This window comes from Candidatus Lokiarchaeum ossiferum (genome assembly GCA_025839675.1).
Taxonomy (GTDB): Archaea; Asgardarchaeota; Lokiarchaeia; order Sigyniarchaeales; family Promethearchaeaceae; genus Lokiarchaeum; species Lokiarchaeum ossiferum.
Window position 1 is genome coordinate 3,699,354 of sequence record CP104013.1, and the last position, 15,634, is coordinate 3,714,987.

The window sequence follows — 15,634 nt, forward strand, 5'->3', positions numbered from 1 at the left end:
ACATTTCATTGCTTAAAAAATTTGAAGAGATACCCGATATTAATAGATGTATCCATTTTCATAAAAAATAGTTCAAATCATTCAAAGGATCCGTTCTTCTTAATAAAAAATATTTTTTCCACATAACTTAAAAGATCAGGAATCGCTATAAAAGATTAAACCCAAATTTATATAGATTGACCCTAAACTATTGTATGGGAAAAGTTTCTGATCAACGCAAAGGGATTCAATTATTTTTGGGATTAATTCTCATAGCTTCCATACCACTAATTAGCGTCATGATCATTGCCTATCGCCCTGAAAAAATAACTTCGAATGAAAACTTTTTTACAAATACCATAAAAGGGGATCCGGGAGTTGATATTGCAAATTATTCCCTAATTATCAACGGGGAAATTGAAAATCAGTTGAATTACTCCTATGATGAATTCAAAGCACTCCCCAATACTACTTTCATAGCAACATTGCAATGTGTTGAGGGACCTTCTTCCACAGCTGAGTTTACTGGAGTGTTAGTTAGTGATTTGCTCGATCTCGCAATTATCAATGCCACAGCCCATGATGTAATTTTTTATGGTCTCGATGGATATAGTTCTTCGTTAACTATAGAAGAAGTTTATAATAGTACGATTCTCCTTGCCTATGAAATGAATGGTGCTCCCTTACCCCCCGAAACTGGATATCCCCTAGGTATTGTGGCTCCAGGGCATTTAGGTTATAAGTGGGTCCAATGGGTTTATGAAATTAAAGTTACCACTGAAGATTATCATGGGTATTGGGAATCAAGGGGGTGGGCCGATGATGCGCAATACGATATCGTGTCAGGTTGGGAAATGCATGCCATATTATTTTCCATTGCATTCTTTTTTGGCGTTCTGGCTCAAAGTACAGGCTTGAAATTTACTGCAAGGGAATCAAGGATGAAAGAGCTTCCAAAATTTGTAAATTCTCAATTTCATCTGGTTGTTTCGATAACCTATATTCTCTCCATCATTGGGATCTTAGTCTATTGGAGTGTAGTCACTTATAATCGGCGGGGAAATCTGTTTTATACCTTGCACGGATGGACTGCCTTGCTTTCCGTGCTTTTTCATATAATCGGAGGTATTTTAGGAAGACAGCGTTCCATGAATCGGAAAAAAAACCGAGAAAAACACTTCAATTTTCATCTTGTTGGATTTCTTCTATTTTGCTTCACAATTTTTTTGGGAATCTTGCGAACTACTAACTATGGGGTATCCTTCGGCTCCTATTTTAATTTTTCTTAAAGGGGCGTTTCTTTTTTTTCATAAACAAGCTCAGGATTAGTGCAGACATACCTGCGAAAAATTGAATATATATTGAAAAACTAGGTGTGAAATCAGAGGGTCCCCAAAAAATGGAATACCCTCGATCCAGAATATGAAGCAAATACCAGATAGCCAAAAGTAAGACTGGAGTTGAAATCATTAAAATTCCGCCTATAATTGCTAATTTTCCGTTAAAATCATTTCTTGAAGATATTTTAAAGGTAGATTTAAAAATCAAACCACAACCCACCAAGATCACAATAACGGCAAAGAGTGCTGGGATTAAAAACTCCGTTTGAAAATTAGAATATACTACAACTTCGTCTGATCTTAATGCGGAACCAAATACTAAGCCAAATGCCCAAAAATGATATAAATAATTTGGACTTACATGAAACATCACCGGTGTTAAAACTGATATGAAGCCAATACATCCGGTTAAACTAAGAAGTATTTTTTGAATTTTGAATTTTTTTTCCATAATCAAGAATTATCTATGGGCAATTAGTATAAAATTGCTAAACCTCAATTGTTTTGGTTAAGCCAGTTTTTTATGAACAGCAAATTTAAATAGTATTCAATGCCCAAAACATGTCAGAATTGACCCATTTTGACGAATTCGGCTATTTATTGTAAAAAAGGAGAAATATATTTTTAAAAGCCCATTAAAAAAAACTCTGGGCAAGATATTTTTGAACCCGTTCTGGAGACAGAAAGGGACTATTTTGCTCTCGCAGTTTAGATTGGGCATCAATACTAAAATTTTTCCCAAAAATAATCTCTAAATCGGTCAGGCGCTCTCTTAATTTTTCACCTGACAATCCTCCAGCAATAATTAAATTGAATCCTTTCAATAATTGCTGAATTCTTTGCATTTGCATAAGGTTTAGGGAAATTCCTTTCCCTTGAGAATAATCAATCAAGATATAGGAGATTATTTCCTTGAGTCTATTCAAGTCTTCTGTTATAAAATACTCAAGGTCTAGGTTTTGATAAGTAGGATTCAGTTGAAATATTAACTGTAAATGCGGAAATTGTGCATGGAGGGAAGTATAAATTTCGGAATGAAATTGTTTCTGAGATATATTGAGTTGCAATCCACAATGAAGATGGGGTATTTTAGTGAAGAGTTTAGTAAAAAAGAGTGATAGGAGATCCACATCAACCACTTCCTTTTTCCGAATATTATAATGCAGAACTGGTAAAACCTCTGGAAACGATTGAAAACAATAAAGAAAGAGGTCTTTGGTATGTTGAACACGCTGAGTATCAGATTTAAGTTTGTATTGAGAGAGTAAAATTCCCAAGGCTAATTTTCGATAGGATTTATCTGACTTGGCTTTTAAAATTGCGAATTGATGACAGATGGTAGAGATTTCTTCTTGGGAAAAAATTCCAACAACACTAACGATTTCGGGTACTTCCATATATACTACCATTAGGAGATCTGGCCATAAATAGTTTCTATCAAATTGAAGTTGAAGGTTTTATAAGAGATGTTTAGAATAAGAAAAAAAGAGAAGGATTATATCTTCCATTTACCCGCTTGATAGATGACTTTACCATCTGCAATGATTTGTGATTCTTCGCTCTTCATATCCTTTAAAATATCCCAGTGGATAGGACATTGTAAATTTTCACTGCCTGTATCTGGAAATCCTCTCCCAATGGCCATATGAAGGGTACCGCCCATTTTCTCATCAAAGAGCATGTTTTTGGTAAATTGTTGGATCCCGTAATTTGTTCCCACAGCAAATTCTCCAACTAAATCTGTATTTTCAATAGATAATAAGGAGTCTAACAACTCTTGTCCTTTTTCAGCAGTGGCTTTAATGACCCGACCATCCTTGAAATCCAATCGAATGTTCTCAATTTCTTTACTCTGGTAAATACCAGGATATGTAAATCGAATATGGCCGTTAATGGAATTCTCAACAGGACTTGTAAATACTTCCCCATCTGGGAGATTATTATGTCCACAAGAATTTTTCCAGGGACGTCCTTTTACAGAGAGAGTAAGATCCGTATCTTCGCCTAAAACATGGATTTGGTCGATTTTATTCAATTGTTCTGTAATATTCGCTTGTTCAATTTCTATTTGTTTCCATACTTCTGCTGGATTTTCAGCATCAAGATGTAACGCTTTATAAACAAACTCCTTATAGGCTTCAGTATCCATTTTTGCATCTTGGGCTAGTACATCACAAGCATAGGGTATTATACACCATTTCAATTCCTTTTTACTTACTCTTTCTTGAAATACGCCCATAAACTCAATAAATTCTGGCGAGCTTTGTGACATTTTCAATTTTTCTGGAGGAATAAGACTCAATTTCTGGCGATTGTAATCTGCCATAATTTGTAAATATCCTTGGTAAGTTTCTACTCCTTTTTTTTGCATGGGGCTGATAAATTTAATTTGATCATCATTGCCATAACGAAGTCTCGCCACTTGTAATCCTTTTAATGCACATTGAACTGTAGGATGACCTCCTGCCTTCAACACTTCGATAAAAAGTGCTTTTAAGAGATCGTTCGCAATTTCAGATCCATCAAGAAGGATCATATCACCCGGTTTCACATCCAACGCATAGCGAATGGCAAGGATGGCTAGCTTTTCATTGAAATCATTTAACATTTTTGTCAAAACCAATTTATAATTACCTTAAGAGAATATGTGGTTATTATGCTAAAAAGCGTTTCTTTATCACCAAACCCTTTTTATTAAATAATTGACTGCTATCAGTCAATAATTGAATAACGGTAAAAGAAATCCTGCAGTAGAGCTTGAAATGCTTCTATGTGAGGACATGTAATCAATAACTGCGTTTGTGACTTCACAACAACACCCATTTCTGGATGGACATAGTTCAGATATTCAAAAACTAGTTTTTGAGTTAATTCTGCATACTTTTGATCAAAATGAAATTCAAAAGAAAACCCTCGATCAGGAAAATCTGTTAAATCAAAAGGAGGCTTTTGGTCTGAGACTTTTTCTTTCATTTTTTCTTGCTCCTTCGTTAAACTTTGAGTGATTCGGTGAAAATATTCAAAATTTTCGTAGATGAGTAACACTCCTTTTTCAAAGGGCTCAAATTCGATTTTCAAGTCTTCATGCAAAATCTTTTTTTGGGAATAATAATATGCTATTTTACTAAAGAAGGAGAGAATTTCGGCATTATTCACAATAATTTTGATAATAAATGGATTTTGCAAAGCCATATTATTAATTGGGATCTTAAAAATATTAATTTTGTCGTGAATCAGTAAAAAAAATACTGATTAATGGTTTGCATTCTGAGTTAAAGAGGAAGAAAAAAATGACTAACGTAATATCAACACGTTTAGAAGAAAACGAAATTAAAATTTTGAACGAAATTTCTCAAAAAGAGCACATTGATCGATCCGCTCTAATGAGAAAGTTTCTCTTATTGCAAATGCAAGAATATCGAATGAAAGAATACTCCGAAAAATATCGAAAAGGTATAGTTAGTATGGCGGAAGCAGCAACTCTCGCAGATGTTTCTATTTATTCTATGATGGAGTATTGTCTTCGGGAACAAATCTGTCCCCCTCCCCCTACTGAAAAAGAACTTCATGAAGAAATTCAAAATTCCCAGACTTTGTTCCAAGAATTGGATAATGAACAACAGTAAAATATTCTTTTCTGATACTTAGGATCTGATAGAATCTCGATAAAAGAAATCGTGCCTAAGTGATTGAAGCGTATCTAAATTAAGACAATAAATCATTAATTGCGATATAGAAAGGAGAAAAAATTAAAACTTGTAGAAATACTGATTGATCGGTTTCCGCATTCGGAAGTAAGTGCTGGTGAAATACAGTAGAAAAGAAAATCCCACTAAAACACCTAGTACCAAAGCAAGTTCTGGAAAATTGAACATTACTGGGAGGTTATATTTATATACGGACCACGACCCATAACCCCCTGTTATGGAATAACTTTTCATCCAGGCCCAAGAAGTTATGAATCCTCCCACCAGTCCAATGAATAATGAAAGACTGAAGATCACAACTAATTGGGTGATAACAAATCCCACTAATTTCTTTTTTCCAAATCCTCTGACTAACATAAGTCCATGAAATTGTTCATTTTCTCGTTGGAAATTTAAATTGGTGATAGCTAATCCGAGGGTGCATAGGAATCCGATGATTAATAGATTTATATATAACATGCTAAAATACGCGGTGCTTGTATATCCTGCTGATGGTTGAAGAGTGAAAGAGTTTTGGGTCAGGGAATTCCATTCATGATCATAAAAAGTGAAGGTAGGTGCGTGAAGATTTGGAGGCGCGATTTTACTAATTTCTTGGGTGAGGTTTTCAAGATTTTCTAAAATAGACATATCAACATCGAGAAAAACCTTCAATTGGCCTATTTGAACTTGTTTAAAGGAAGTATTTAAGAATTGACGATCAATTAACATCATTTCTCCATCAAAAGCACCACCTCCATACCAAGAACCTTGATCTTTGCTAGTTATGAAATCTGGGGTTATTCCTGGAAGTAAATTAACTTCCTGAAGTATTTTGACTTGAATTGGAATTGTTTCATTGAAATCATCTGACACCTCATAAGTATGTTGCTGAATTTCAATGACATTTCCAACTTCAACATTATGATTTTCTAAAAAATCATGATTGACAATGACACCTGGGATAGAATTGGCAGAATTTTGATTGAAATCGATTATATCTTGGATTTGAAGAACTAATTGTCTATTGGGAATGAGGTAACCATTTTCGCTAATCATTGCCAAGTATTTAGTGAAATCCAAATAGGAAACCATCCCTCGATCTTCAATTCCAAAATTCATCCACCAAAATGATTTTTGTTGATAATTATTGATGACAAGTGATACAACTGAATTTATAAGCAAATCTCCATTTTGATTTTGGATTTTTAATAGATTTTCTTCAAATAATTCAAGAGAAGACACATTTAAAATCATAGGTGTAAAACCATCTTCTTTATCAGATTGATTAAATGGAGAAGCCATTTTTATTTGAATATCCGCCCCAGTTTCAAAATTATCTTTTATTAAATCCTCACGATGCACAGTATTGATATTAACATTGGCAAAGACAAGTAATGAAGCGAAGAGACTTAACAAGAAGATCATCTGACGATATGGTTTTCTTCGAATCAATTCTAACCCAATTAATGTTGAATGCTCCTTCATAAAACAAGATGCAATTTTTTTCGATACCCGTGCAAATCTTATGGGTGATTCTACGACAAAATATCTAACAATACCAATGATCAGCAATACTGGCATCAAAAATGAAAGAACAGATAAAATTCCTGAAAATTCTTCAATCTTTGCGCTAATTTCAAGAAACACATCGGGAATACTTGGTATAGTTCCAATCAGATAAATCAGAGTTATTACAAAAGGAATTAATGTGGGTATGATCAGTTTTAATCCCCATTTGGATATTTTCTTTTCTGCCTTTTCTATTGGTGTCTCATATAGATTATGATCTTTTCCATTATTTTCTGCATCAAGTTTTCCACTTTCTTCATATATGAGCTCACTATACAGTGAATTCAAACCATTTTTATCCAACTCTGCCTGCATCTGATGAATTTTCAAGCGTTTTAATTTATAAAACGTATAAATGCTCCCTAGGGCTGCTAGCGTGATGCAATATAAGAAATTAGTTACAAATGTTCCAAATCTAAAAATTAAAGGAATAAGAGTTGATGGGGGTGCATCAATTTCGTTGAAATAATAATGGGTTATAGTTCCATAACGATCAATTTGGACATGATAATTATGTAGAAATTGTCCATTAAGCCATGGTTGAACAATATAAAATACTCCAATCGCAAGTAAGATGCTGATTAATGAAGCAACTATTCCAATCATTAAGGATTCTAATAGTAACTGATTTCGAATGACATTTTTTGGCATCCCCTTTGTTCTCATGTAGAGGAATTCATCGAAACGAGATTTAAATCGTAAATTTATTGCTATTGATCCCAAAAATAAAGAAAAAATTATCACTGGGATGGTTGTCAAAGCAATTTTTGCACGTTTTTCAATGTCCTTATCTAGATCTCCTGTGATCGCAGAATCGATATTGTTTCTAATTATAATATTTGATGGGATTTCATTGGATAAAGCATTCACTTGACTCCCGATTCGTTGAACTTCACTAGAAAGCGTGTTAACATTAATAGCTTTGCGATCATAACTTAAGCCTATGCCTTTTTCTACTTGATATGTGATCGAATTATTAATACGGGAATTACAATTTAAATTATTAAAAAATATGTTGAAAGAATGAAATTCTCGTTGAGAATCTTGTTCATAGTCAATCAGACCAAAAATTGGGGTCTTGACCAACCCATATTGATATAAATTTGATAGTAAGATATCATCGGAGGATGTGTAAGGAGTATTAAAAAATTCAGTAGTTCCAATTGCATAGGTGCTACGTTTTGGAGTAAAAATACCCACAATCTTCACATTTTCCCAACTAAAACTCGAAGTGTCATTAATCATAGATGTTTTAATAAAGATAGGGAGTGCCGAATAAGTCTGAACTTGAAGATTTAAATGCGATGCAAGGAGAGCATCGATGATAATCTCATTTTCATTTTGGGGTGCATATCCTTCAATAATCTGAAAATAATCTTGGAATCTTTGAGTTGCAAAAAAATCTTTATTAAACAAGGATAAAGACAGTTGACTACTCTCAAATTCTGCTAATCCTGCCGGAATATCCTCACTTTGAGAATAATTCTTAAAAAGTAGAAGATTTGAAGAAGAAATTGTAGTATATTGATCAATTGATTCGAGATCAAGTCTCGATCTACGTGCCTCTTTTAAATAGTCTGGCTCTTCCCCTTCAAAGCGGTCACTAAAATTTAAGGAACTTTCGGGATGGGAATATTGGTCTAATAAAGAAATATCATAAATATTAACAAATTTTTGAGAGAGATTGTAATAATTGGCTCCATTGAAATAAAGGGTAATGCCTGTAATTAAAGAAATAGCTAGACCCAATGAAATAATTGTAAGGATAGATTTCTTAATATTATTCGCTGATTGGTTCAAATAAAATGTTGCTGTGATATTCATGTTTTTTCCCTGAAATTCATTTACACTAAATCTTTTTTTACATTAAATATTGCTACGTTTTGGAAATTCATTGAATGACAATTTAAACATGCAATAGAAAGGGTCGTAATCATTTGAGAACCATGAATGTGGAACGCTGATAAATTTTTATCATATCCTTTGAGTATATTTTTTGAATGACAAATTGGACATTCAGTAATTGACTCCATCTTGAATATATCTTGAGGTTCCTCAATTAATACCTTAGATTGCTCATGCTTTGGTTTAATATCGATAATTTGGCTATTTTCATCAGAATAATCATACTCATTAGAATTCAGATCCTTCATTGCCATCTTACCAATTTCCCGTACGAATTGACCATCGCGAATAATATATGTACGATCTGCAATTTTACGGAACGCAGGATCATGAGTTACAATGATCATGGCCTTATCTGGATATTTTTCCATGTTTTGATGGAAGATTCCCATGATTTTTTCTGCAGATACAGAATCTATGTTACCTGTGGGTTCATCTGCCAGAATAAGTTTTGGATTGTTAGCAAACGCTTGTGCAATGGCGACTCGTTGTTTTTCCCCACCAGATAATGTAAAAGGACGGTGCCGGGTTCGATTCTTTAGACCAACATCATTCAATAACTCTTCAACCCGCGTTTTTCTTTCACTTTTCGGTTTCTTGGCCACAATCATTGGCATTTCTACATTTCCGGCAGCTGTTAAGCTTGGGATCAGATTGAAAAATTGAAAAATGATGCCAATATCATTTTGAAGGAGCTGTTGAATCCCTTCATCTTTCAATCGACTTATTTCCAATTCTTTTACCTTCACGCTTCCTGCATTAGGGCGTTCTAATCCTGCTATGATATTTAATAGGGTGGTTTTTCCAGATCCGCTCGGACCCATGATCACAACTAGTTCGCCTGGATAGACAGTTAAATCTATATTGTTAAGGGCAATGACTTCCAAATGGCCTTGTTTATAAATTTTGTAGACTCCCTCCAGCGATACAGCAGGGCTTTTTTGCTCGATGTTTTTTTCGTTTGAATCTTCTTCAGACATATGAATTCCTCGTGAATTATTTTTTTTCAAAATGTTTTGCAAGGGTTTTCTTTGTAATTCGGGAAAACCCAATAAACCAGATTACTAGTGTCATTGAAAAAGTGATAAGTATTATTGATCCGATTTCCAAGATATTGGGGTATATGGGTAAATTTAATTCATGCCTTGTATAGGCTGAACTCCACGTATAATATCCTAAACTAGACCAAGTTTCGGTATTTTGTATTAATTTTAGCATAATGTAGGTAGAAAAAAAAGCTGTTAGAATTGCCGGTACTATTGCTAATATAAAAATAGTAAGAATTTGAGTTAGTTTTATCTTTGTTAATTTACGGTTTCCGATCCCCTTTGATTTAAACAGGGCATCATAGGGGATATTATTCTTCTGAATCGCAATTAGAAATAACCCTAAGGTGATCCCAAAAAATATACTCACTATAAGTGATGCCATATATGCAATCTCAATCAAGGGTTCACTATTTATCGAAAATACGGAGATATCATTCCATTTTTGATTATAAAACTGAATTTTGCTATTTTGATCAAATATCGGAAAAGTGGTTGCAGTTCGATTTTCGAGTAATTTTTGAGTTATTTCAGCAGGTAATTCTCCTTTAGAATTCAAATTTAAATCAAAGAGGAAGGTTAGTTGCTCTGCTTTATGATTGTAGGTGGAAATTTGATCAATTTCTGAGGAATCTATGAAAATTAATTTCGAAAATATATCTGGGGCCAAATTATAATCTGGAAAAACACCAGGTAATCTTTCTACCGACCCTAAAATTTTGCAATTCAAAGACACAAAATTTGGGGTTCCATTCATATCTTTATAATATCTGTAAGTTACCCGAATTTCATCATCAATCATCCATTCACCAGTTAAAAATCCTGGAGTTACGAGTATGCCGATATTAGATTTATCTGGATTTGAGTTATATTCATTAATCGATTCAATCTGTTTCATTAACTTATGATTAGGTAGAATTTTGTTTCCTTCTTGTATAATAGTTTGATAATCCTCAAAATCAAACAACATCATGGATTTCTCATTATTTTCATATACTTCAGTATTTTTTTCTTGAAATAAGATGGGCATCCCATGGTTCACAACCGGATTTCCTTTAGTATCGGTAAATTCTTGCAACTCTTGAGACCAAGAGTTCCATTGTGTTTGGTTGAAATTCAATTTCGCTTCAGAGTTAAATTGGACCTTCATATCCGCTCCTATTATGAAGTTTTCATGAATTTTTCCATAATGAATGTAAGAATGGGTCCCAATATTCACCCCCACAAATAATGTTATAAAAATGGCAAATAAGGTTAAAATCCGGGAGAGATCTTTTCTTTTAATAAAATTGAGTCCGATTAGATAATCAAATTCTCGAATAAAGGGATGAGCTATTTTTTTGGCAACCCGTGCTAAAATAGAAGGTTTTTCCTTGCTGATTAATCGAAAAATTCCATATATTAGTGAAAGGGGGCATATCACTGAAATATTTACTAAGTAATATCGTTGATTCAATCTTGCAATGAAATACATGAAATTATCAGAGATTCCATCTATTAGGGATATTTGAACCAGGAAAAAGAATAATATTGGGAAAAATCCGACTATAATGAATAAATAAGACCATTTAAAAGTCAATTTTTCAATTTCTTCGATATCATTTTCATAAATTTGGTCATCGGAGGGATCTAACTGTGGTGCTGATTGGGAGATTTTAGTTTTTTTGCCATATTTGAGCCATTTTTTAAAGGGACTGAAGGCTTTACTTGACTTAAATTTATTCGTTTTTCTCTTAAACCATTTAAATTTTGATTTTTTGTCTTGTTTCGCTGTAAATAGTGTTGATTCATCATAAATTCCTGAAAAATCTTCAGACCCGTTCTCAGTGAGTAAATCTGTTAGCGCCATGTTTTTAAAAAATTTAGCAGATTTGTAATTAGATAACAAGGAAATCAAGATTCCCAATCCAAATGTTAGAAAAATAGATGGGATTCCAATCTGTGGTGAAATTGAAGCACTTACATCCAAGTCAAATGCATAAGGGGTGATCACTTTGTTAAGAATTGGGAATATTACAAGTCCTCCTAAAAGCGCTAGCGTGGATGAAATCATTCCTATCATCAGAATTTCAATTAAATTTTGCTTTTGAATGGATTTCTTTGAAACACCTTTACTTAATAGTAATAAAAATTCTTGAATCCGATCTTGACGGCCAATGTTCAATGAATTTGCCCCCAAAAGTAAACAAAATATCAAAATAGGTATGATCATAATGGCTGATATCTCTTGGATCGTGTAGCCAGCATAGTCAGTGTTAAGTAATGATTCTTCAATGTATGACTTTAAAAGTATATCTTCTGGCAATTCCCGACGTAATTGAGTTACCTTGAGGTTAATTTCACTAATTTCTGCTTGTAAGCGATTAAATTTCACTAGTGATTTAGGATATAGTAAGGATAAACCTGTAGAAAAAGGAACATCTATACCATTTGGAATGAATTTTGCTCGTAACGTCTCATTTGTATACAGCTCATTCAAATAATCTATTATAGGATAAGATTTTGTGAAATCTGTAAAATTATATGTCCAAAAACATGGAAGGTCTATTAAAATGTCGTTAGATAGTTGACTTGCAATCGAAACATCTGGGGAAAGATAATCGGCATAATTATATCGAGGATAGTATCTATTTCCAGTTAAGGAAAAATAATTATTTGAAGCCACGTAGATTCCAGCTACTGAATAGTTTGTGAACACAATATCTTCAAATTTATCTTGCACTGAGCTGTAATCAGAGTAATAATTATTAGCTGATAATCCCAGACGCATTGTCAAATCTATGGTCTTATTGACTCCAAAATCATATGATTTTGCCATTTCAACTGGAATCATTACTTCATTGGGGTTTTGAGGATATTTTCCCTCAACAATATTGATGATTTTTTTAAATCGGGTGGATTCATAGAAGTCTTCCCCCAAGAAATAGAAAGATATGGGAAAGCGTTTTTGATTTTCAGGTAGAGCATTTCCATCATCAAAAGATCCTTTAAAATTGGATCCTTGTGTGGAGTAGAGATATCCGTTTTGATCAATATTAAAGCGCCCGAAAGGATGAGATTCTTCTATCGGCAGTGGAGAATTCTCTAAAATTGAATCTAACTCGATTTGGGACTTCAAATAATGATCTGAGAAATGGAGTGTTGGATTTTGATAGGAAAGAAGAAAATCATCCATATAGTAAAAACTGTTATAAAAATTATATTCTTGCGCGGCTATGGTGTAATTTTGGAATCCACTAACCATCGACAGCCCTAAAGAAAATATGATTATAACTAAAATTGAATGACGAATTGAACAAAACGCTTGTTTGAGATTGAATGTGAACATAAATATAATTCCCTTTTTGATTTTGAAAAAAATAATCCAATTTTATTTTAATCGTTCTTTCATGGCTTCCAACAACTCAAAATAGAGTTTTTTGTAAAGAACAAGTTCACTTTTTACTCGTGTCAGTTCTGCTCGAAGATCTTCATCTTCTTCAATATCTTGTTGAAGGTCTTTTAGTTTATTGTTGGAAACACCCGATCCAAATTTCAATTTTAATTGAGTTTGAATGTCTCGATAAGGCATTCCAACACGTAATAATGATTTTGCATAGGTAATTTTTTCTTTTTTAGATATATTCATGTATAGATCTCCGTAAATATAAATTATATCGTGGTCGAATTTAGTGTAGAATCAGAATCATCTCTATTATTCCCAATCTTATTGAGTATCTTTTGGTGTTCTACTAGTAATTCTTTTTCATCTATAGTGAATATTTGAGGCTTGCGAATTTTCTCATAGCAATTTCTGCATTTAATAAATCCAATGAGACTCAATTCTTCAATTAACTTTATGTCAATTCTTTTCTTACAATTTGGACATATGAAATCAGATTTTTTTGGAATTTTTTGCTTTATTATTTGAAATTTACGGTATTTAAAGCGCATGGCTATGATAATTGGGCATAAAATTATGAAATGTATGATAAATATTAACCAAAAAATTCTTTCACCATAAACCCAGACAAGTAAGACAAGTAAATATTGAATTCCAAAAGTGATTACTGGAGTTATTATCATTCTTAAGAGAACCAATATCATTGAACGATTTTTAAAGGGTTTAGGGTTTCCAAAAAGTAGTATAACATTTATAAAAAGGGCATTTACTAGTAACCAGTATAATGTTGAAAAATCATAGCTCCTATTTGCGTAATTGTAGAGTATATAATTAGCGAAATACCCCCATAAGAATGAGATCAGGATTGATATCCCAACAAATATACTTGGTCTATTCCATTTTTTTTCCCCAGCTTTTATATTTTGTATGATTTTTGGATGAAACTCAACATCGCTCGAAAAGAAGTAAATTAAAAGGTTTAAGGTGACGAAATATTGAATTAACAATAAAATTATAACTCCAATCAAGAAAATTATAAAATTGGGTAAAATGTTTAAAAACAAATTATTCCATCTTCCTTCGGTTACAAAAATGACTGAATTGGTGATTAGGGATGCAACTAATAAGATAAGAACGATATTTTGATTCTTCGACCTATTTTGAAATACTCCAAACAAATTATATGCTCCAAAATTAACAATTATTACTAAAATTACACCAAAATATGATGAAAATATATCTAAGGTCATAAAAATGAAGGAGATTAGGTTGAGGATTCCCCAAATAAAATTTGAAGAGATTAATCTCCACTTCAAATCTTTGGAGAGTCCTTTGAACCCAAAATACCCCCCAAGTTGATTTATTTGTGCCTCGTCATCAATTCTATTACGGATCATATTTATTTTAAGATTTAAGTGCAACATTAACTCAATAAAAACGTTTATAATTAATAGTGAAATTAGGGGGACGAGCAGATATGATATTTCACTTGAACGAAGAAAGAAAATAGGATGAAAAATTGTGAAATTTAACATAAAAAAGGTCAGGAAAGTAAGAATAACATTGACTCCATTATTAGGATACGCATTTTTGAAGACAAAGTGAAATCCAATTGAGGAAATAATCTCTATCAGAATAAACATAAATATTCTAATAAACTGAGAACCATTAAAAGGGTCTGTTGAACTAGAATTTTCATTTAACATCAGAAATAATATGTAAAGGACAATATAATTCAGACTTACTCCAATATTTACAAGATATTTTTCAAAATTTTTTATGATTTTTGTCATTTCATATCAGCTTTAATATTTTAGTTAGTCATATTTTTTTAGCTATTTAAAATTATGGTATGTTATTTTTTTTTCTGACTTAAACTTATAAAATAAGAAAAAATGGCTTGAAATCAATTAAAAAAATAACGGAATCATAACAAAAAATAAATTCTACATTAATCGAATCTAACATTTTTTTTTCATGAAGTGAAAAATTAATCCTCTTCCTTATTTATGTAATTCATTTGTCGTTTCACAGATAAAAAACAGAGATTAGGATGTTACCTCCTGTTTTTTTAGACATTTTTTCCATTAATCATCTAAAATGTAATTTTGGGATGTTTAGATACAAAAACACGATTATTCGAGTGAAAATTTGAAAAGAAAAGAGAAAGTAGGTATATTATTGAAATCGACCATCATCAGTGACATTTTTGTGCGATTGGATTTTATTAGATAACCACCCGATTTTAATTTCCTTGTTTTTTACTAATGCACAATCAAACGGAGGCACGAAAGGTTTGATATCAAGCAATGGGGTTTGATCTAACATATCCACATGTTTAACAGATATAATATTATCATCAATCCCAACGAGTTCTACCAAGCTAAATCCAATGGTATTTGGTCGCGAAGGGGCCCGAGTACTGAATACTCCTCGAATTTCTGTGTCCAAATATGGTTTTACCTGCAAATTATGCTTAGTTATCCGATTAAAGTGATAAAATAAGAATATGAAGCTAAATTGATTCAGATCCTTAAGGCATGGTGTGAATTTGGGAAATATTTCTATCTTACCAACAATATTTGGTTTGGCTGAAGGTTGGATTGGTGCATCGGATCTATTTTTTAATGGAGAATGGATTATTCCAATGGGATCATAAGATATTGAGGAGTGAGAATTCATAAGTATATGAGAACAATGACACCTAATTATCTTGATTATTTA

At 32.5% G+C, this 15,634-nt stretch carries 12 protein-coding genes; 2 read left to right on the forward strand and 10 right to left on the reverse strand.

Going from position 1 to position 15,634, the window contains the following annotated elements; translation table 11 throughout:
- Positions 1–194: 194 nt before the first annotated feature.
- Entirely contained in the window at positions 195–1,268 is a 1,074-nt protein-coding gene (locus NEF87_RS15580) for a DUF4079 family protein (RefSeq protein WP_457916536.1), read from the forward strand.
- Here NEF87_RS15580 and NEF87_RS15585 read toward each other — a convergent pair.
- From NEF87_RS15585 to NEF87_RS15600, 4 genes are all read right to left on the reverse strand, one after another.
- Entirely contained in the window at positions 1,255–1,770 is a 516-nt protein-coding gene (locus NEF87_RS15585) for a hypothetical protein (protein WP_457916537.1), read from the reverse strand. The genes NEF87_RS15580 and NEF87_RS15585 overlap by 14 nt on opposite strands.
- 184 nt (positions 1,771–1,954) lie before the next feature.
- Entirely contained in the window at positions 1,955–2,716 is a 762-nt protein-coding gene (locus tag NEF87_RS15590; RefSeq protein ID WP_457916538.1) for a hypothetical protein, read from the reverse strand.
- A 98-nt stretch (positions 2,717–2,814) separates the two neighbouring features.
- Positions 2,815–3,927, reverse strand: a complete 1,113-nt coding sequence (locus NEF87_RS15595) for an aminopeptidase (RefSeq protein WP_457916539.1) — start codon at positions 3,925–3,927, stop codon at positions 2,815–2,817.
- Between the two features lie 104 nt (positions 3,928–4,031).
- A complete protein-coding gene (locus NEF87_RS15600) occupies positions 4,032–4,511 on the reverse strand; it encodes a hypothetical protein (protein ID WP_457916540.1) in 480 nt (159 codons plus the stop codon).
- A 98-nt stretch (positions 4,512–4,609) separates the two neighbouring features.
- Between NEF87_RS15600 and NEF87_RS15605 the strand changes: the two genes are divergently transcribed.
- Positions 4,610–4,945, forward strand: a complete 336-nt coding sequence (locus NEF87_RS15605) for a hypothetical protein (protein WP_371802329.1) — start codon at positions 4,610–4,612, stop codon at positions 4,943–4,945.
- A 123-nt stretch (positions 4,946–5,068) separates the two neighbouring features.
- On the opposite strand, the gene NEF87_RS15610 is transcribed toward NEF87_RS15605, so the two are convergent.
- The 6 genes from NEF87_RS15610 to tsaA all read right to left on the reverse strand — a co-directional run bounded on the left by NEF87_RS15610 (position 5,069) and on the right by tsaA (position 15,592).
- A complete protein-coding gene (locus NEF87_RS15610) occupies positions 5,069–8,401 on the reverse strand; it encodes an FtsX-like permease family protein (protein WP_457916541.1) in 3,333 nt (1,110 codons plus the stop codon).
- Positions 8,402–8,421: 20 nt separating this feature from the next.
- The gene (locus tag NEF87_RS15615; RefSeq protein WP_457916542.1) at positions 8,422–9,462 is read right to left on the reverse strand and encodes an ABC transporter ATP-binding protein; all 1,041 of its coding nucleotides are present in this window, start codon (positions 9,460–9,462) and stop codon (positions 8,422–8,424) included.
- 16 nt (positions 9,463–9,478) lie between these two features.
- Complete coding sequence (locus tag NEF87_RS15620) at positions 9,479–12,856, reverse strand: FtsX-like permease family protein (RefSeq protein ID WP_457916543.1); 3,378 nt, start codon at positions 12,854–12,856, stop codon at positions 9,479–9,481.
- A 42-nt stretch (positions 12,857–12,898) separates the two neighbouring features.
- Positions 12,899–13,156 carry a hypothetical protein gene (locus NEF87_RS15625; RefSeq protein WP_457916544.1) on the reverse strand — a complete coding sequence of 86 codons (258 nt, stop codon included), beginning with the start codon at positions 13,154–13,156 and terminating at the stop codon, positions 12,899–12,901.
- A 23-nt stretch (positions 13,157–13,179) separates the two neighbouring features.
- Entirely contained in the window at positions 13,180–14,703 is a 1,524-nt protein-coding gene (locus NEF87_RS15630) for a hypothetical protein (protein ID WP_457916545.1), read from the reverse strand.
- A 385-nt stretch (positions 14,704–15,088) separates the two neighbouring features.
- The gene (gene tsaA / locus NEF87_RS15635) at positions 15,089–15,592 is read right to left on the reverse strand and encodes a tRNA (N6-threonylcarbamoyladenosine(37)-N6)-methyltransferase TrmO (RefSeq protein ID WP_457916546.1); all 504 of its coding nucleotides are present in this window, start codon (positions 15,590–15,592) and stop codon (positions 15,089–15,091) included.
- Positions 15,593–15,634: the final 42 nt, after the last annotated feature.